Annotated in this window: 15 protein-coding genes; 4 read left to right on the top strand and 11 right to left on the bottom strand. The window is 71.6% G+C overall.

What is annotated here, in order from left to right:
• Positions 1-27 precede the first annotated feature (27 nt).
• The 3 genes from dcd to IM787_RS17475 form a co-directional block, all read right to left on the bottom strand.
• The gene (gene dcd, locus IM787_RS17485) at positions 28-594 is read right to left on the bottom strand and encodes a dCTP deaminase (RefSeq protein WP_193677992.1); all 567 of its coding nucleotides are present in this window, start codon (positions 592-594) and stop codon (positions 28-30) included.
• A 467-nt stretch (positions 595-1,061) separates the two neighbouring features.
• Complete coding sequence (gene guaD, locus IM787_RS17480) at positions 1,062-2,360, bottom strand: guanine deaminase (protein ID WP_193677991.1); 1,299 nt, start codon at positions 2,358-2,360, stop codon at positions 1,062-1,064.
• A gap of 4 nt (positions 2,361-2,364) precedes the next feature.
• The gene (locus IM787_RS17475; RefSeq protein WP_193677990.1) at positions 2,365-3,438 is read right to left on the bottom strand and encodes a BMP family ABC transporter substrate-binding protein; all 1,074 of its coding nucleotides are present in this window, start codon (positions 3,436-3,438) and stop codon (positions 2,365-2,367) included.
• Between the two features lie 382 nt (positions 3,439-3,820).
• On the opposite strand from IM787_RS17475, the gene IM787_RS17470 reads away from it, so the two are divergent.
• Genes IM787_RS17470 through IM787_RS17460 form a run of 3 tightly spaced genes read left to right on the top strand, consistent with a single transcriptional unit; the run spans position 3,821 to position 9,769 of the window.
• Positions 3,821-5,440, top strand: coding sequence for an Ig-like domain-containing domain (locus IM787_RS17470; RefSeq protein ID WP_193677989.1), 1,620 nt, complete (start codon positions 3,821-3,823; stop codon positions 5,438-5,440).
• Between the two features lie 52 nt (positions 5,441-5,492).
• On the top strand, positions 5,493-7,931 hold the full coding sequence (locus IM787_RS17465) for a hypothetical protein (protein WP_193677988.1): 2,439 nt from the start codon (positions 5,493-5,495) through the stop codon (positions 7,929-7,931).
• 32 nt (positions 7,932-7,963) lie between these two features.
• On the top strand, positions 7,964-9,769 hold the full coding sequence (locus IM787_RS17460; RefSeq protein WP_193677987.1) for a hybrid sensor histidine kinase/response regulator: 1,806 nt from the start codon (positions 7,964-7,966) through the stop codon (positions 9,767-9,769).
• On the opposite strand, the gene IM787_RS17455 is transcribed toward IM787_RS17460, so the two are convergent.
• The 3 genes from IM787_RS17455 to IM787_RS17445 all read right to left on the bottom strand — a co-directional run bounded on the left by IM787_RS17455 (position 9,766) and on the right by IM787_RS17445 (position 12,440).
• Positions 9,766-10,854 (bottom strand): D-alanyl-D-alanine carboxypeptidase family protein, encoded by a 1,089-nt coding sequence (locus IM787_RS17455; RefSeq protein WP_193677986.1) that lies wholly within the window; start codon positions 10,852-10,854, stop codon positions 9,766-9,768. The two genes, IM787_RS17460 and IM787_RS17455, sit on opposite strands and share 4 nt — an antisense overlap.
• An 84-nt stretch (positions 10,855-10,938) precedes the next feature.
• A complete protein-coding gene (locus IM787_RS17450) occupies positions 10,939-12,213 on the bottom strand; it encodes a DEAD/DEAH box helicase (RefSeq protein ID WP_193677985.1) in 1,275 nt (424 codons plus the stop codon).
• Positions 12,210-12,440, bottom strand: a complete 231-nt coding sequence (locus tag IM787_RS17445) for a hypothetical protein (RefSeq protein WP_354004437.1) — start codon at positions 12,438-12,440, stop codon at positions 12,210-12,212. The genes IM787_RS17450 and IM787_RS17445 overlap by 4 nt, the downstream gene beginning before the upstream one ends.
• A gap of 79 nt (positions 12,441-12,519) precedes the next feature.
• Between IM787_RS17445 and arfB the strand changes: the two genes are divergently transcribed.
• A complete protein-coding gene (arfB, locus tag IM787_RS17440) occupies positions 12,520-12,918 on the top strand; it encodes an alternative ribosome rescue aminoacyl-tRNA hydrolase ArfB (RefSeq protein WP_193677984.1) in 399 nt (132 codons plus the stop codon).
• A 10-nt stretch (positions 12,919-12,928) separates the two neighbouring features.
• On the opposite strand, the gene IM787_RS17435 is transcribed toward arfB, so the two are convergent.
• Genes IM787_RS17435 through IM787_RS17415 form a run of 5 tightly spaced genes read right to left on the bottom strand, consistent with a single transcriptional unit; the run spans position 12,929 to position 17,864 of the window.
• Positions 12,929-13,642, bottom strand: a complete 714-nt coding sequence (locus tag IM787_RS17435; RefSeq protein ID WP_193677983.1) for an RNA pseudouridine synthase — start codon at positions 13,640-13,642, stop codon at positions 12,929-12,931.
• A gap of 11 nt (positions 13,643-13,653) precedes the next feature.
• Positions 13,654-14,688: an adenosine deaminase gene (locus IM787_RS17430; protein ID WP_193677982.1), complete on the bottom strand. Its 1,035-nt coding sequence runs from the start codon at positions 14,686-14,688 to the stop codon at positions 13,654-13,656.
• Positions 14,688-15,665: a Rieske 2Fe-2S domain-containing protein gene (locus tag IM787_RS17425; protein ID WP_193677981.1), complete on the bottom strand. Its 978-nt coding sequence runs from the start codon at positions 15,663-15,665 to the stop codon at positions 14,688-14,690. Before IM787_RS17425 ends, IM787_RS17430 begins: the two co-directional genes overlap by 1 nt.
• Before the next feature lie 58 nt (positions 15,666-15,723).
• Positions 15,724-16,905: a BMP family ABC transporter substrate-binding protein gene (locus tag IM787_RS17420; protein ID WP_193677980.1), complete on the bottom strand. Its 1,182-nt coding sequence runs from the start codon at positions 16,903-16,905 to the stop codon at positions 15,724-15,726.
• 38 nt (positions 16,906-16,943) lie between these two features.
• Positions 16,944-17,864 carry an ABC transporter permease gene (locus tag IM787_RS17415; protein WP_193677979.1) on the bottom strand — a complete coding sequence of 307 codons (921 nt, stop codon included), beginning with the start codon at positions 17,862-17,864 and terminating at the stop codon, positions 16,944-16,946.

Below are 17,864 nucleotides of genomic sequence, written 5' to 3'. Positions count from 1 at the left end.
CGGCGGACTACACGCCGCCGTGGGGATTCAGGCCTTCGGCAGCGTCACCCCGTGCTGGCCCTGGTACTTGCCGCCGCGGTCCTTGTAGCTCACGTCGCATTCCTCGTCGCTCTCGAAGAACAGGACCTGCGCGCAGCCTTCGCCCGCATAGATCTTCGCGGGCAGCGGCGTGGTGTTGGAGAACTCCAGCGTCACGTAGCCTTCCCACTCGGGCTCGAACGGCGTGACGTTGACGATGATGCCGCAACGGGCGTACGTGCTCTTGCCCAGGCAGATGGTGAGCACGTTGCGCGGGATGCGGAAGTACTCCACCGTGCGTGCCAGCGCGAAGCTGTTGGGCGGGATGATGCAGGAGTCGCCGTGGAAGTCGACGAAGCTCTTCTCGTCGAAGTTCTTCGGGTCCACCACGGTGCTGTGGATGTTGGTGAACACCTTGAACTCCGGCGCGCACCGGATGTCGTAGCCGTAGCTGGAGGTGCCGTAGCTGATGACGCGGCGGCCGTCGACTTCGCGCACCTGCTTCGGCTCGAACGGCTCGATCAATCCGTGCTTCTCCGCCATGCGGCGGATCCACTTGTCGCTCTTGATGGTCATCGCGGGGGGCTCCTCGGTCGGTATTCTAGGTTGGACGCGCCGTGAGTCCTTTGTGCACACGGGGTCAGGGCGAGGTCGGGGGCCGGGGGCCCGCCCTCCGGTCCAGGCTCGCGCAATCCGCGGCCATGGAGAACGAGAGCCTCCAATGCGGACGAGCGGTCAGGTGCACCAGGAGCCAGGTAGCGCGAATCGTCCCTGCGGTCGGACCCCCAACCCCCAACCTCATCACGCCGCAGTTCATGACGGAGCGCAGCCTGGGAGGATTCACTTGCGCTCTGCCAGGGTCGGGGGTTCGGGTTCCCGATCGCAGGGACGATTCGCTCCCCCATGGACAGCATTGCACCAAGCCGCTCGTCCGCAGCAAAGCCTCTTGCTCTCCATGACCGGCAATAGAGCGAGCCTGGACCGGAGAGCGGGGGCCCGGACCCCCGGCCCCGCCCTGCCACCGACAGCGGAAGGGCTCGCGCTCAGCGAGCCATAGTGCACGCCGCCCCATCCGCCCACACCTGCTCCACCACCCGGTCATCCCCCAGCACGATCAGCGAGAACAGCAGTTCGTCCAGGTTGCGCGCATTCGCGACCTTGCGCGCCAGCAACGGCGTGGCCGACGGGTTCAGCACCACGAAGTCGGCCTCGCATCCCGGCCGCAGGTTGCCGATCACGCCTGCGAGACCGAGCGCCTGCGCGGCACCGGCCGTGTGCTGCCACCACAGGTGCTGCGGCGAGAGGCTGACGCCCGGCTTGGTCTGTCCCTCGCGGCCCACGTAGTAGGCGGCGAGCATGGTGTGGAAGGGGCTGAAGCTGGTGCCGCCGCCGACGTCGCTCGCCAGGCCGAAGCGGAAGCCGACGCGCATCGCGCCTTCGTAGTCGAAGAAGCCGCTGCCCAGGAACAGGTTGCTGGTCGGGCTCACCGCCGCCGCGGCGCCCGTATCGCGCATCAGCGCGCGGTCCTCGTCGTCGAAGTGGATGCAGTGCGCGTAGACCGCGCGGTCGCGCATGAGGCCGAAGTCCTGGTACACGGAGAGATAGCTGCGCGACGCGGGGAACAGTTCTCGCGCCCAGCGCACCTCGTCCTTGTTCTCGGCGACGTGCGACTGGATCCAGACGTCGCCGTACTGCGCGGCCAGCTCGCCGGCACCGCGCAGCTGCGCCTCCGTGCAGCTGGGCGCGAAGCGGGGCGTGATCGCATAGCCGAGCCGGTCGGTGCCGTGCCAGCGCCGGATCAGCGCTTCCGTGTCCAGCAGGGACTGGACGGTCTCGTCGCGCACGCCGTCGGGCGAATGGCGGTCCTGCAGCACCTTGCCCGCGACCAGGCGCAGCCCGCGCCGTTGCGCGACTTCCATGAGCGCGTCGACCGAGTGCGGATGCGAGGTGCAGAAGGTCAGCGCGCTCGTCACGCCGTTGCGCAGCAGTTCGTCCAGGAACACGTCCGCGACGCCGAGGGCGTAGGCGTGGTCGGCGAAGCGCGCCTCGTGCGGGAACGTGTAGTCCTCCAGCCAGGGCAGCAGGCCCTCGGCCGGCGAACCGATCACGTCCGTCTGCGGGAAGTGCACGTGCAGGTCGATGAAGCCCGGCGCCAGGAGGCGGCCGGGCAGGTGCGTCACCGCGACGCCGGGAAAGTTGGCCGCGAGCGTGGAGAACGCGCCGGCCGCGCGCACCACCTTGCGGCCGCGGGCATCGGGGCCGATGACCAGCAGGCCGTCGGGTTCGTGGCGGGCGGAGCCGTCGTCGTCGAAGAAAAGCAGCGCGGCGCGGAAGGCTTGCATCCGCCTATTGTCCCGCCTTCCCCTGCACCCCGGCGACGAGGTAGTCCATGGCGAGGATCTGCGCGTCGGTCAGCGCCTGGCCCTTGCCGAGCACGACGCGGCCGGTGTTGTCCGTGATCGGCCCCGCGAAGGGCTGCAGCCTGCCGGCACCGATGTCCTTCTGCCGCGCGAGCACCTCGTCCTGCACCGCCTTCGGCACCCGCGCGCCGAACCAGCCGACGCGGACCATCCCTTCCTTCACCCCGCCCCAGATGTTGTGCGGCTTCCAGCTGCCGTCCAGCACCGCCTGCGTGCGCAGCCGGTAGTAGTCCGCCCACTGGTGCGTGACGGCGAGCACCTGCGCGTCGGGCGCGACCTTGCGCATGTCGGAATGGTAGGCGACGGCCCACTTGCCACGCTCCTGCGCGGCCGCCATCACGGCGGTGGACGCGGTGTGGAACGCGAGCACGTCGGCGCCCTGGTCCATCAGCGCCATGGCCGCGTCGCGCTCCTTGCCCGGGTCGAACCAGGTGTTGAGCCACAGCACCTTCACCTGGGCTTGCGGATCGACGGACCGCATGCCGAGCGTGAACGCGTTGATGCCCTGCAGCACCTCGGGGATGGGAAAGCCGGCCACGTAGCCGGCGACGTGGCTCTTCGTCATGCGCCCCGCGGCGACGCCGGCAAGGTAGCGTCCCTCGTAGTAGCGTGCGTTGGCCGCCGCGACGTTCGGCGCCGTCTTGTAGCCCGTGACCGATTCGAACTTCACGTCCGGGAAGTCCTTCGCCACCTTCAGCGTGGGTTCCATGTAGCCGAAGCTGGGCGTGAAGATCAGCTTGTGGCCGGTGGCGGCGAGATCGCGGATCACGCGCTCTGCATCGGGGCCCTCGGCCACGTTCTCGACGCGGCTCGTCTGCACGCGGCCGCCGAACGCGGCCTGCACGGCCAGCCGGCCGTCCTCGTGCTGCCGGACCCAGCCGGCCTCGGTGATGGGAGCGACGTGCACGAAGCCGACCTTCAGGGGTTCGCTTTTCTGTGCCTGCGCGGGAAAGGTGAAGAGTCCGGCCGCCATGGCGATGGCAGCGAGGTTTTTGTACATGGTGTTCCTCGACATGGCCCCGGGAAAAAGGAAAGAGGCCGCCGGGGCGCGACCTCATGCGTGGATTGTACGTGCGCGATCTTCGAAAGGCAGGGCAGCAGCGCTCCACGAACGCTCGCTTCCGCCACCGGCTGCACGGCACCGGCGGCGCCGCACGATGCGCCGGCGGCATCGACGGACTCGCGCGGGACGCAGGAGGCCTGAGCGCTCCGCCGAAGCGCGTCGCGCCTGGCGACGCGCGAGAACTAGTTCCCGAACGGAGGTCCCGGCCCCTGGTGCGTGACCGGGGTCACTTACGGCGACGCGGCCGTGCCCGAATACTCCGCCGTTTTCGCAGAACGGACCTCCAGTGCGCAGCCTCCATCGAACTTCCCGCCTGTACTTGGGCGCGCTTGCCGCCGCCTTCCTCGTCTCCGCCTGCGGCGGCGGAGGCGGATCCCCCGCGCCGGCACCCGCACCGGCACCGGCGCCCGATCCCAACGCACTCTCCATCCGCAGCGCCACGCCGGAGGCAGGGGCGACGGACGTCGCCACCGACGTGCGGCCGCGCCTGCTGTTCTCGCACGGGCTCGATGCCGCGACCGCCACGGCCGGCAGCATCCGCCTGTCCAGCGGCCAGGGCACCGAGGTCTTCACGCCACGCGTGGCCGGCACGGAGCTGACCCTCACGCCGCAGCGCCGCCTGCTGCCCCTGACCTCCTACACGCTGGAAATCGGCACGAGCCTCGCGGGCACCGGCGGCGAACGGCTGCCGGCCGCGTCCTCCTTTACCTTCACCACCGCGGACGCGAGCTGGTCGGCACCTGCCGCCCTGCCGGCGCCCGCCGGCGGGGAACACAAGGTGCTGGTGGAGCGCAGCGGCGCCATGACGGTGGTGTGGACCCAGGACCTGGGCGCGACGACCGGCGTGTTCGGCATGCGCCACACGGCCGAAGGCGGCTGGAGCACGGCGCAGCAGGTCAACACGGGCGCCGGGCGCGTGACGCAGCTCGTGCTGAGCGAGGGACGCGACGGCGAGATCTTCCTGGGTTTCGCCAAGCTGGAAGGCGGCGTCAGCTACAGCGTGTTCTCCAGCCGCTTCACGGCCGCCACGGGCTGGGAAGCGCCGCATCCGCTGGAGAACAGCACCCTGTCGGCCCATGACGTGCGCATCGCCTCCGATCCGGCAGGCAACGCCATCGCGGTCTGGTACCAGTGGGACGGCGTCCGCTACAGCATCTGGGCCGCGCGCCGTCCCGCCGGTGCCGCCTGGGGCACCGCCGGCGTGATCGAGACCACCAACATGCCGGCGGCCGCGCCGGAGCTGGCCATGAACGCCGGCGGCGAAGCGATCGCCGTCTGGACTCACTACGACAACACCCGCAACAGCGTCTGGGCCGCCCGCTACACGCCCGCCGGCGGCTGGTCCAGCCCGCGGATGGTCGACCTGGCGAACGTCCAGGACCGCGTCGAGCCACGCGTCGCCGTCGCGCCGTCGGGCGAAGCCATCGCGGTGTGGAGCGAGATCGATGGCGCGAACCGCACCCTGCGCGGCAGCCACTTCACGCCGACCGGCGGTTGGGGCGCCACCGTGTCGCTCGAGGCTTCCGGTCCGGCCGACTCCTCCGCGGCGAGGATCGGCATGGATGCCGCCGGCCACGCGATCGCCACCTGGGTCCGCGACGGCGGCGCGTCGGATGTGTGGACGAACCGCTGGGTCCCGGGCACCGGATGGGGCACGGCGCGCCGGATGAATCCCGCCGGCGTGCTGTCCGATGCGCCGGTGCTCGCGGTGAACGCGCGCGGCGAAGCGCTGCTGGTCTGGCGGGAGAGCCCCGCCTCGGGAGGGCTGCACCTGGGCGCGGCGCGCTATCGCCCGGCCACGGGCTGGACCGCCAGCGAGCGCATCGCCAGCAGCGCCTACGAACCGCATGCATCGCTCAACGACAGCGGCGTCGGCATGCTGTTGTGGCGGCCGAGCGCGACCGGCTCGGCGAACATCCAGGGCCGCAGGCTGGATTGAGGCAGCGCCCGCGGGCCCGGCGCGCGCCGGGCCCGCGGGCGAGCCGACCTGCATGGCCACCGCTGCCTTCCTGCTCGCGACCCGCGTCGCCGTCCCCCAGCAACTGCCCGGCGAACCGCCGCGCAGGACGCCGTACGACCAGGCGGTCCTGGACCACGACGGCGCTTCGGGCCGGCCCTTCCCCGAGGAAGCCGACCACCCCGACCCCTTCGGGCACCAGCCACCCCGGGACGCGGCGTTGCTGCCGCTGCTCGCCTACCGGGGCCTGCGCTTCCGGCCCGTGCGCCGGCGCGCCGGCCTGGCCTTCGTCGCCGGCGCCGTCCGCTCCGAGACCTTCAACTTCGGCGAATCGCGCAGGGACGAACTCGGCCGGGCGCACGACCTGGTGCACGCCTATGGCGGCGATGCCGTCGTCCTGTGGACCTGGGGACAGGCGGTCCACGTGTGGGCGGCCCGTTCCGCGGGACCGGGTGCACGGCCGGCCGTGCTGCAACTGAGCCTGCGCATCACGGCGCCCCGCGGGGGCCGTACGCAAGGCGCGGCCGAACGCCTCTGCGCCTGGCTGCGCGGGTCCGACCTCGCGCCGGACCCGCCGGCCCTGCAACGGGCGCTGGCGGCCGCTCCACTGTCCCTGGCGGACTTCTTCGCCGCGTTCGGCATTCCCGGCGTGGAGGAACTCTCGCCGGTGGATCCCGCGCCGGTGTGGGATGCGTTCGCGCAGGGGGCCGACGCGCTGCTGGCCGGAAGGCCGGCCGACCCCGCGGCGCGCAAGGTCGTGAATGCCGCGATCCACGACGCGACGCAGCACCTGCCGGCCAAGCCCGCAACACGCCTCGGTGCAACGGCGCGGCGCGTGGCCGCTGCGTTCGCTGCCTTGCGGGAGGAACTGGGCACGCCGACCTCGCCCCGCCTGGCGCAATGCGCAGCCGCGGCGGCGCTCTTCGACCCCATCACAAGCGGCCCTGCGGGCGACGCCCTGCTCCGCACCTCGGGCAAGCAGCCGGCGCTGGCCCTCGCCCTGGGCCGCCTGCTCGCGCACTACCCCGTGGCGCTGCGCCGCGACCCCTTGTTCCTGGCGCTGGCCGCCCATGAGGCCGAAGCCTGGAACGGCCACCTGTACGCGGCCGCGTTCGCCGAACTGGCGGAACGGGCTCGCGTCGCGGGCTTCACCGCGGTGCTGGTGCCGGCGGCGCGGGAACAGGCCTTACGCAAGGCGCATGGCCTGCAAGCTGACGCGAGTGCCGCACGGGACGGCTGGGCGGGCGAAGTGTCGATCGACCTGGCCGAGGGCCCGTGCGAGGGCTTCGCGCGCTGGTTCGCGAAGACCGGTGCCGACGGGGCCGTGCTGCGCTGCGGCGCCGACGGTCATGGCGAGCTGCTGCGCTTCTCGGCCGGCGAGCGCTCGCGGCAGGACGTGCCGGCGCAGGTGTCCGACGCCGCACGCGCCCTCGATCCGCGCGGCGCCCTCCTCGCCGCCGGCCTGGCCGACGTTCTCGCCCCGGGCGCACTGGCGCCGCAGGAGCGCGCGCCGCAAGGCACCGGCGAACCGGTCGTGCCGCGCTGCGAACTGGAACAGCGCCTGCGCGGCGAGGCGACCACCGTGGCCTGGCCGATGGACCGCGGCTGGCCCCGGCAGGACGAGCGCGTGGCTTTGCTGCTGCGCCTTCCCGCGCCCGACCCGGCCTGCCTCGCCGCCATCGTCCTGGACGCGCGGGCCGCGTGGATGCGCGGCATCCACGCGGAAGTCGCACCCGGCGGCGCCGAACTCTGGCTGCACACCGGCCCGCGCACGGGCCAGGCGGGACAACTCGCGCGCCTGCTGGGAGACCTGCCCGCCGGCAGCCGCCTCGCCCTCGTGCATGGGGCGCATGCCGCGGTACTGCGGATCGCCGAGGCGCCGGAAGGCCCGTACTTCCCGCCCACGCTGGTCCCGGCCGAGCCGGGCTGGACACCGCCCAGGGTGCTGCTGCACGCGCAGAACATCTATGCCACGGCCGACACCTCGCGCCTGTCCTGGTACCGCGCCCAGCGGCAGCAGATGGCGCAACGGCTGGCCGCCCGGTACCCGCAGCGGGTGCAAGCGGGAACGGAGGTCACGCCGCAGCAGGCACTGGGCCTGCACGACGCCGCGCTCCGCGACATCGGGTTCGCGCCCGTCGGCGACCTGCTCGCGTCGCATCTCTACGCCTGCGCCTTGCGCGCCTACGTCCACGCCGACGGCGTGACCGCGGCGCTGGTGTACCTGCTGCCGGCGCGCCCCGCGATCGAATGCGAATTCCGCACGCGCCTGGCCGACGGCGCGGACGTCGTCACCGCCTCGATGAACCCCGCCCGGCCCCTGCGCGCCGGAGCGTCGCGGCGGCACGTCGACGCGCCCGTGCACGGCCTGCACGAGTCGCACGCGATGCACGTCGCGGAGGTGCGAGGCGACCGCGCGGCCACCGGCGCCCCGAAGACCCTGGAAGAAGTCGCCCGCTCGCTGGAGACCTAGCGGCAAGGGCGCCCTGCGCATAATCGCCCGGCGTGCCTGCCTCCTCCTTCCACCGGCTGCTGCAGTCGTTCCGCCCCACGCCCGCCGCCGGCGCGGTCCCGGTGGCGGTCCAGCGCATCCAGCTGGACCTGCTGCTGCAGAAGACCGGCGCCCTGCGCCTGCTGTCGCCCATCCCCTTCGCCGCGCCGCTGGCGCTGATCTTCCACGCGCGCTGGGGTTCGCCGCTGGCGCTGGCATGGCTGGCGCTCTTCGCGGCGGTCAGCATCTCGTGCTTCGTGGCGCGGCACCGGCTCGAACGCCGACAGCCGCTCGCCGACGACGCCATCGCGCCCGCGCTGCGGCGCAGCCACCGCAACATCCTGCTGCTGGGCCTGATGTGGGGGCTGGCGCCGTGGATGCTCGACCCGCACGGCGACCTCGCCTACCTCCTGATGACGTCGGTCTTCGTCGTCGCGGCCGTCGCGCTCGGTTCGATGCTGGTCGCCTCGCACCGGCAGACGATCGCGGCGATGCTGGGCCTGTGCTCGGCCCTCGCGTGGTTCGGCGGCGTGGTCGGCTGGGTGCTCGCGGCGTCCAGCCTGCTGTTCCTGCTGATGGCGCTGGACTGGATCCGCCAGCAGCAGGCCCTCCTCCAGCAATCGCTGGTCGTGCGCTTCGAGAAGGAAGACCTCGCGCGCCGGCTCGAGCAGCAGGTCGAACTCGTGCGCGAAGCCAACCGCGAGAAGACGCGCTTCTTCGCATCCGCCAGCCATGACCTGCGGCAGCCGCTGCATGCGATCTCGCTGTTCACCTCGACGCTGCAGCGCACCGCGCTGCCGGCGGACGGCGTGGAGACGGTGGAGCAGCTGGCGCAATCCGTGCAGGCGCTCAGCCACTCGCTGGAGACGATGCTGGACGTCTCGCGCCTCGACGCCGGCGCGGTGCAGCCCCGGCTGCGGTCGGTGGGCGTGCATGCCCTCTTCGTGTCGCTGCAGAACACCTTCGCCGGCCGGGCAGAGGAAAAGGGGCTGCACCTGCGGCTGCGCTCGCCGGGCGACCTGCACGTGGCGAGCGACCCGCTGCTGCTCGAGCGCCTGGTCGGCAACCTCGTCGACAACGCCATCAAGTACACGCACGCGGGCGGCGTGCTGGTGGCCGCGCGCGCGGCGGACGTGTCGGGCCGCGCCGGGCACATCCGCATCGACGTCGTCGACACGGGACAAGGCATTCCCGCGGAGGAACACCGGCGGGTCTTCGAGGAGTTCTACCAGGTCGGCAACCCGCAACGCGATCGCGGCTCCGGGCTCGGCATCGGCCTGTCGATCGTGAAGCGGCTGTCCGAGCTGCTGGCGCACCCGGTGCGCCTGCAGTCGCGGCCGGGCCGCGGCACGCGCGTGCAGGTCTGGGTGCCGCAGGCGCACGCCGCCCCGTCCGCGCGAAGCGAAGGCGACGCCGCGGCGGAGACCGTCGCTGCGCCTGCGCTTCCCGCGCACGTCCTCGTGCTGGACGACGAGGCCGCCAGCCGGCAGGCGATGGCGGCGCTGCTCGCGTCGCACGGCTGCCGCGTCAGCACCGCCGGCGGCATCGCCGAAGCGGAGGCCCTCCTGCACGGCGCGCGCTTCGATGCGGCGATCGTCGACTACCGCCTGCCGGGCGCGCGCAACGGCCTGGATTACCTGCTGGACCTGCGGGAGCAGTCGCCACGGCTGCGGACGCTGCTGGTCACGGGCGAAACGGCACCGCGGCGGATGGCGGCGATCCACGCGAGCGGCGTGCCCTTCCTGCACAAGCCGGTGCGGGCGCAACAGCTGCTGGAGGCCCTTGCAAGCCCCCGCGAACCGCACGGCGAAAAGACCTAGCTCTCGTCGCGCCCGGGGGAACCGGCGATCTCCGAGTGCTTGCCCAGCCAGCGGCGCAGCAGTTCGGCGTCCTTGATGCGCGTGACCTTGCTGGCCGAATCGAGGAACACCATGATCAGGTTGCGGCCCTTCACCCGGGTCTGCACGACCAGGCACTGCCCCGCCTCGGAGATGTAGCCCGTCTTCTGCAGGCCGATGTCCCATTCGCCGCTGCGCACCAGCCGGTTGGTGTTCACGTAGCGCAGCGAGCGGCCGCCGACGGCCAGCTGGTAGCCCGGCGAGGTGGAGTACTCCCGCAACAGCGGGCGTGCGTAAGCCGCGTCGGCCAGCAGCACGAGGTCGCGCGCGCTCGACTGGTTCCGGCTGGAGAGGCCGGTCGGGTCCACGTAGCGTGTCTGCTGCATGCCCAGCTGGCGCGCCTTGTTGTTCATCGCGCTCACGAAGGCGCTGACGCCGCCCGGATACGTGCGGGCCAATGCGTGCGCCGCGCGGTTCTCGCTGGACATCAGCGCCAGGTGCAGCGCCTGGCGCCGCGTGAGCGTGGTGCCCACCCGCAGGCGCGAGCTGCTGTGCTTGAGCCGGTCGACATCCTCGCCGGTGATGGTGATGCGTTCGTCCAGCGGCAGGCCGGCCTCGGCGACGATCAGGCCGGTCATGATCTTGGTGAGGGACGCGATCGGCCGCACGTCTTCGGCATTGCGCCCGAACAGGACCTCGTCGCTCTCCATGTCCACGACGTAGGCAACGCTCGATTTCAGCGCCAGCTTGTCCGGGTCCGCGGGCAAGGGGGCGAGGCGGACCACCGGTGCGCTGCGCCGCTTCGCCACCAAGGCCTTCTTCGAAGACCGCGCCTTCGCGACCTGTTTTTTCGAGGCGCGCTTCTTGGCCACGGCGACGCGCGAAGCACCGCGCTTCTTTGCGGGGGATGCGGATTTCTTCGCCTTGGAAGCTGCCGGCTTGCCCTTCGCGGAGGCGGTGAAACCTTCGACGGGCGCGAGGCAGAGGAAGACTGCGAGCAGCACCGTCCAGGCGTGGAGGGCGATGCGCCGCAGCGCAGGGGCGCAAGCCCGTTGCGGTGGGGTCATGCCACTAAGGGGGGGATCGTCAGCGGAAGTTCCCCGCGTTACGCGATGTTCTCCGGCAAACTTTTCCGGGGTCAGGCGAAATGACTAGCTTGCGTCCTCGCCTTCGCGTTTGCCGGCCGTGGCTGCCGCGGCGCGCAGCTTGTCCTTCTTGCTGGGCCGCCGGCCCTTGATGCCGCCGGTGCCCGCATCCGCGCGCAGCGGGGGCGCGTCTTCCGTCGGCTCGAAGCCCGGAACCTGCTCCCGCGGCAAGGCCATCGCGTGGCGTTTCTCGATCAGGCGAAAGTGTGCTTCGGTGGCGGCCGTCGTGAAGCTGATCGCGACGCCGGCGGCGCCCGCCCGGCCCGTGCGGCCGATCCGGTGGACGTAGTCGTCGGCCGAACGCGGCAGGTCGTAGTTCACCACCACTTCCAGCGCAGGGATGTGGATGCCCCGGGCCGCCAGGTCGGTCGTCAGCAGCACCTCCCAGCGGCCTTCCTTGAAGCCGGCGAGCACGTCGGTGCGCTGGCCCTGGCTCATCTCGCCGTGCAGGGCTGCCGCGGGCACGCCGCGCTCGCGCAGCTTGCGCGCCACCTGCTCGGTGGCGTGGCGCGTGGCGACGAACACCAGCACGCGTTTCCAGCCGCCCTGCTGCACCAGGTGGCGCAGCAGCTCCGTGCGGCGCGGCGCGTCCACCGCGATGGCGCGCTGGTGGATGTCCGGCGCGGCGCTTTCCTGCGTGGCGGCTTCGATGCGCACCGGGTCGCGCAGCAGCAGTTCCGCCAGCGCCTGCACCTCCGGTGGAAAGGTGGCGGAGAAGAGCAGGTTCTGCCGGCGCGCAGGCAGCGCGGCCAGCACCCTTTCGCGCTCGGCGGCGAAGCCGAGGTCCAGCAGGCGGTCGGCCTCGTCGAGGACGAGCGTCTCCACGGCATCGAGACGCACGGCGTTGCGGTCCAGGACGTCGAGCAGCCGCCCCGGCGTCGCGACGACGACATCGGCGCCGCCGCGCAAGGCCATCATCTGCGGATTCACCGAGACGCCGCCGTGCAGGACGGAGACCTTGGGCCGGCGTTCGGTTGCGCCGCCCAGCACGCGGAACACCTCGCCGACCTGCATCGCGAGTTCGCGCGTGGGCACGAGCACCAGCACCCGCACGCGGCGGAACGCAAAGGCGCGGCCTTCCAGCAGCCGCTGCAGCAGCGGCAGGGCGAAGGCGGCGGTCTTGCCGGAGCCGGTGGGTGCGAGCCCCAGCACGTCGCGTTCCCTCAGCACCGGGGGAATGGCCTCGCGCTGCACGGGCGAAGGCAGCGCGAAGCCCGCTTCGCCGCACGCCCGCACGAGCTCGGGCGACAGGCCCAGGTCGGCGAAGGTCGCTGCGGTCATGGGGAACGGTGCAGCCGCGGCGCCGACAGCGCCTGCACGCTTTCGGCGATCGCGGCATCGACGTCGCGCCAGCGGCCCGCCATCTGTGCGGCAGCCAGCGCCTTCTCGAGCGCGCGCAGGTCGCGCACGGTGGGCGCGACGCGGATCTGCGCCACGGCGGCGGCGGCGTTGCCGGCGCGCAGCAGCGCCATCACCTTGTCGGGCCAGGAGGAGGAAGGGCGGGGCACGGAAACTCTCGCGGGGGTTCGGAACCCGCATTGTCCGCCCGCCGGGTCGGCCGCGGGCCGGACCTGCTTAACATGCGGCATGCCGCCCACCGTCCGCATCGAGGAAGTCGAGTTCACCGCCATGCGGGCGCAGGGGCCCGGCGGGCAGAACGTCAACAAGGTGTCCAGCGCGATCCACCTGCGCTTCGACATCCGCGCCTCGTCGCTGCCCGAGGCCGTCAAGGACAAGCTGCTGGCCCTGCCGGGCCGGCGCGTCAGCAAGGACGGCGTCCTCGTGCTGAAGGCACAGTCGGCCCGCAGCCAGGAGCAGAACAAGGCCGAGGCCTTCGCGCGGCTGGAGGAACTGGTGGCGCAGGCCGCGCAGGTGGAGGCGGTGCGCCGGCCGACGAAGCCCACCTACGGCTCGAAGCAGCGCCGGCTGCAGGGCAAGGCGATCCGTTCGCAGGTGAAGGCCACGCGCGGGAAGGTGCAGGAGTGAGCCTGCAGCCTCAGAAGCGCTCGTCGGGGCGCAGGTAGCGCCACTGCCCCGGCGGCAGCCCCGCCAGCGGGACGCGGCCGATGCGCAGGCGCTTGAGCGCCGTGAGCTGCAGGCCGACCTGCGCGCACATCCACGGCAACGCTTCCGGCGGGATGCCCTTCACCGCGAACCGCAGCCGCGCCTCGCTCTGCCAGCTCACGCGCGCGGGGGGCAGCACGCGGCCTTCCAGCACCAGGCCGCCACGGCACAGGCGCTCCAGCCCGCCGGGCGCGAGGGTCCCCGTCACGTCCGCGAGCAGCTCCTGCTCGATCGTGCGGGCCTCCTCCGTGAGCTTGCGCACGATGCGGCCGTCCTGGCTGAGGACCGCCAGGCCGCTGGCCGGCACCGGCAGGGGCAGCAGCGCGACCAGGGCCGCCGCGTGGCTCTTCACGCGGCGGATGCCCGAGTCGTCGCCCGCCCAGCGCGCCTCCGCCGGCAGGTCCTGCGCCTGCGGCGAGCGGAAGGTCGCCGGCTTGTGCACGAGGAAGGTCGCGGGCTGCACGGGCTGCAGGCGCGCCCGGGGGTCGACCTCCACGCGCTGGCCTGAGACGCGGAACTGCGGTTCCTCGACCACCTGGCCATCCACGCGCACCCAGCCTTCGGCGATGTACTGCTCCGCCTCGCGCCGGGAACAGGGCACCAGCGCGGCAACGACCTTGGACAGGCGGGTGGGTTCGTCGGCCATGGAAGGGGCGTTCACGCCGCGGCGAACGCGGCGTCGAGGCGTTCGACGTAGCGGCGCCTGGCCGCCGGTTCGGCGAAGCTGCCCTCGAAGCTGTTGCGCGCCAGGCGGTACGCGTGATGCGCGTCGAGCCCGGTCGCCGCGAAGGTCTGCAGGAAGTTCGCGTTCATGTAGCCGCCGAAGTAGGCCGGGTCGTCCGAGTTCACCGTGGCAACGAGGCCCGCATCCAGCAGCTCGCGCAGGTTGTGCTGCTCCAGCTGCGGGAAGACGCACAGCTTCAGGTTCGACAGCGGGCAGACGGTGAGCGGGATGCCGTCCTGCGCGAGGCGCTTCATCAGCGCCGGGTCCTTCGTCGACTGCACGCCATGGTCGATGCGTTCCACCTTCAGCACGTCGAGCGCCGACCACACGTAGGCGGGCGGGCCTTCCTCGCCGGCATGCGCGACCAGGTGCAGCCCGTGCCGGCGGCAGGCGTCGAACACCCGCGTGAACTTCTCCGGCGGATGCCCGAGTTCGCTCGAGTCGAGGCCGACGCCGATGAAACGGTCGCGGAAGGGCAACGCCTGCTCCAGCGTCGCGAACGCCTCTTCCTCGCTCAGGTGGCGCAGGAAGCAGAGGATCAGCTCGGCATCGACGCCCAGCTGCCTGGCGTCGCGGCAGGCGCGCGACAGGCCGTCGATGACGGTTTCCATCGCGACCCCGCGGGCCGTGTGGGTCTGCGGGTCGAAGAAGATCTCGGCGCGCACCACGTGGTCGGCCGCCGCGCGCTGAAGGTAGGCCCACGCCATGTCGTAGAAGTCCTGCGGCTGCAGCAGCACGCTGGCGCCGGCGTAGTAGATGTCCAGGAAGCTCTGCAGGTTGGTGAAGGCGTAGGCGCGGCGCAGCTCCTCCACGTCCGTGTAGGGCAAGGCCACGCCGTTGCGCTGCGCGAGCGCGAAGATCAGTTCCGGCTCCAGCGAGCCCTCGATGTGGATGTGCAGTTCGGCCTTGGGCATCGCCGCCAGCAACGCGGGCAGGCGCTCCATCGGGACGTCAGGGACGGCGTTCATCAGCAGGCTCCGAAGGTGATCCCCAGGCGGGACAGGTAACGGCGGTAGGCGGACGATGCACGGTCGGCCGCGGTGTGCAGTTCGGCGCGCAGGTCCAGCGGCAGCCGCCGGGGGCTCTGCGATTCGAGCACGGGCTGGTCCTGCCGGAAGATCGTGTCCTGGAAGGCGCGCAGCTTGTCGTCGGGCGAGTCGAAGTCGGCGACGGCGAGTCGGAACCAGGCGACGCTACGTTCGGGCGCCACCGGCGCGATGAACAGCGCGATGGACTCGCGCCAATCCGCCACCGCGACCGAGCCGGCTTCCGGGATCTTCGTGAGGACCGCGGTGTAGGGACCGGTGACCTCGTAGGTGTACTCGACCTGCGCCGGCGCCGTCGAATGCAGGTTCGATTGCGGCTGCCACGCCTTGCAGCCGGTGGCGCGCAGGCCCGTGGGCAGTTCCTCCACCGCATACGCGTCGATGGCCGTGGCGGTGCGTGCCCCGAGCCAACCCTCGTGCACGAAGGCGAAGTGCGACAGGTCCAGGAAGTTCTCGACCAGGCGGGGCGCGCTCGTCTCCACGACGTAAGGACCGCAGTTCAGCTTGCGCAGCCGCGCATCGTCCTCGGCGGCGAAGGCCGGGAGGTCCGTGTCGCCGCCGGCGAGCCGGACCCAGGCGAGGCCATGCGCCTCGCGCGCCTCGAAGGACGGCACGCAGTGCGTGGCCGGCGGCGTGAAGGCCGGCAGCGCCGGCACGTGCACGCAGCGGCCTGAAGGCGCGAACTGCCAGCCGTGATAGGGACACTCGATGCGGTCGTCGACGATGCGGCCCATCGACAGCTTCGCGCCGCGGTGCGGGCAGCGGTCCGGCCAGGCATGCAGCACGCCGGCGGCATCGCGCCAGAGGACCAGGTCCTCCTCGAGCAGGCGGACGGCGAGCGGCTGCGCGGCCACCGCTTCAGCGGCCGCGACGGGGTGCCAGTGCTGTCGTTCGACCATGGTCCATTCTGGAAGAAAAAAGGGCCGCGCGAGCGGCCCTTCGTTGCGCAGGCGCGGATTACTTCTTCTCGCCGCCCGGGACCTTGCCTTCGACGCCCTTGACGTAGAAGTTCACGCCGCCCAGGAACTTGTCGTCGGCGACGGCGTCCTTGGCCAGCACTTCCTTGCCGGTGTTGTCGGCGATCGGGCCCTTCCAGATCTGGAAGGTGCCAGCCTTCAGGCCGGCGCGGATCTCGTCGACCTTCTTCTTCGTCTCTTCCGGCACGTCGGCCGCGACGGAGACCATGTCGATCGCGCCTTCCTTCACGCCCCACCAGCTCTGCCCGGTGCTCCACGTGTTGTTCAGCGCGTCACCCACGGCCTTGATGTAGTACGGGCCCCAGTTGATGATGGCCGAGCCGAGGTGCGCCTTCGGGCCGTAGGCCGTCATGTCGCTGTCCCAGCCGAAGGCGCGCTTGCCCATCTTCTCCGCGGTCTGCAGCACGGCCGACGAATCGGTGTTCTGCATCAGCACGTCGGCACCGCCGTTGATCAGCGACGTGGCGGCGGCGGTCTCGTTCGGGGGATCGAACCACTTGTTCACCCAGACGACGCGGGTCTTGACCTTCGGGTTCACCGACTGCGCGCCCAGCGTGAACGCGTTGATGTTGCGCACCACTTCGGGGATGGGCACCGAGCCGACCACGCCCAGCGTGTTGCTCTTGGTCATGGCGCCGGCGATCACGCCCGCCATGTACGCGCCTTCGTAGGTGCGGCTGTCGTAGGTGCGCAGGTTCTCGGCCGTCTTGTAGCCGGTGGCGTGCTCGAACTTCACGTCCTTGAAGTCCTTGGCGACCTTGTCCATCGGCTCCATGTAGCCGAAGGTGGTGCCGAAGATCAGCTTGTTGCCGCTGGACGCCATCTCGCGGATCACGCGTTCGGCGTCGGCGGACTCGGGCACGTTCTCGACGAAGCTGGTGACGACCTTGCTGCCGAACTCCTTCTCCACCGCCTTGCGCCCGTTGTCGTGCGCGAAGGTCCAGCCGCCGTCGCCCACCGGGCCGACGTAGGCGAAGGCGATCTTCAGCGGCGCGGCGGCGGGTGCGGGCGCCGGGGCGGGCGCGGCGGCCGTCGGCGTGGGAGCGGCGGCCGGCGCGGCGGGCGCCGGGGTCTCCTGCTTGCCGCAGCCAGCCAGGCCGGCGGCCGCCACGGTGGCCAGGGCGGCCACGCGCAGCAGGGAGCGTTTCTTCAGGTCGGTCATTGGAAGGTCCTCTGGGTCGGAACGGTGCGAAGGCAGGATTATGAACCGGGGTAAAACGGCTTTCCAAGCGAGGCCGGCATGTTGACCCGGATCCACGCCGGGTTGCGCGAGATCAGGGCCAGCACCACGATCGTCGCCACGTACGGCAGCATGCTCAGGAACTCGCTGGCCACGTCGACGCCGCTGCCCTGCAGGTGGAACTGCAGCATGGTCACGCCGCCGAACAGGTAGGCACCAAGCAACACGCGTGCCGGGCGCCAGGTGGCGAAGGTGGTGAGCGCCAGGGCGATCCAGCCGCGGCCCGCGGTGACGCCCTCGACCCAGAGCGGCGTGTAGATGATCACCAGGTAGGCGCCGGCCAGCCCGCACAGCGCACCGCCGGCGATGACCGCCAGCATGCGCATCACGCGCACGTTGTAGCCGAGCGCGTGCGCGGACTCCGGCGACTCGCCCACCGAGCGCAGCACCAGCCCCGTGCGCGAGCGGTACAGGAACCAGACCAGCCAGGCGACCAGCGCGATCGCGATGTAGACCATCGGGTGCTGGCGGAACATGGCGGGCCCGAGCAGCGGGATGTCGGCGAGGAAGGGCACGGCGAAGTGCGGCCGCTCCGGCAGCTTCTCCTGCACGTACTTGATGCCGGCGAACGCGGAGAAGCCCGCGCCGAACAGGCTCAGCGCCAGGCCGGTCGCGTACTGGTTGGTGTTCATCCAGATCGCCAGCACGCCGAAGGCGGCGGCGAGCAGCGCGCCCGCGCCCATGCCGGCGGCGAAACCGATCCAGTCGCTGCCGGTGTGCACCACGGTGGCGAAGCCGGCGATGGCCGCGCACAGCATCATGCCCTCGGCGCCCAGGTTGACGATGCCGGCCTTCTCGTTGATCAGGAGGCCCAGTGCCGCGAGCGCCAGCACGGTGCCGGCGTTGAGCATGGAGGCGAAGAGGAGTGCGTAGCTTTCCAT

Origin of the sequence: Ramlibacter pallidus (genome assembly GCF_015070875.1) — a bacterium.
Classification (GTDB): domain Bacteria; phylum Pseudomonadota; class Gammaproteobacteria; order Burkholderiales; family Burkholderiaceae_C; genus Ramlibacter; species Ramlibacter pallidus.
This window is presented reverse-complemented; position numbering and strand designations above follow the sequence as displayed.

Coding starts and splice junctions, on each gene's coding strand:
- dcd (WP_193677992.1), bottom strand. CDS start 594: ATGACCATCAAGAGCGACAAGTGGATCCGCCGCATGGCGGAGAAGCAC.
- arfB (WP_193677984.1), top strand. CDS start 12,520: ATGCCGCCCACCGTCCGCATCGAGGAAGTCGAGTTCACCGCCATGCGG.
- IM787_RS17425 (WP_193677981.1), bottom strand. CDS start 15,665: ATGGTCGAACGACAGCACTGGCACCCCGTCGCGGCCGCTGAAGCGGTG.
- guaD (WP_193677991.1), bottom strand. CDS start 2,360: ATGCAAGCCTTCCGCGCCGCGCTGCTTTTCTTCGACGACGACGGCTCC.
- IM787_RS17455 (WP_193677986.1), bottom strand. CDS start 10,854: ATGACCCCACCGCAACGGGCTTGCGCCCCTGCGCTGCGGCGCATCGCC.
- IM787_RS17420 (WP_193677980.1), bottom strand. CDS start 16,905: ATGACCGACCTGAAGAAACGCTCCCTGCTGCGCGTGGCCGCCCTGGCC.
- IM787_RS17465 (WP_193677988.1), top strand. CDS start 5,493: ATGGCCACCGCTGCCTTCCTGCTCGCGACCCGCGTCGCCGTCCCCCAG.
- IM787_RS17415 (WP_193677979.1), bottom strand. CDS start 17,864: ATGGAAAGCTACGCACTCCTCTTCGCCTCCATGCTCAACGCCGGCACC.
- IM787_RS17450 (WP_193677985.1), bottom strand. CDS start 12,213: ATGACCGCAGCGACCTTCGCCGACCTGGGCCTGTCGCCCGAGCTCGTG.
- IM787_RS17475 (WP_193677990.1), bottom strand. CDS start 3,438: ATGTACAAAAACCTCGCTGCCATCGCCATGGCGGCCGGACTCTTCACC.
- IM787_RS17435 (WP_193677983.1), bottom strand. CDS start 13,642: ATGGCCGACGAACCCACCCGCCTGTCCAAGGTCGTTGCCGCGCTGGTG.
- IM787_RS17430 (WP_193677982.1), bottom strand. CDS start 14,688: ATGAACGCCGTCCCTGACGTCCCGATGGAGCGCCTGCCCGCGTTGCTG.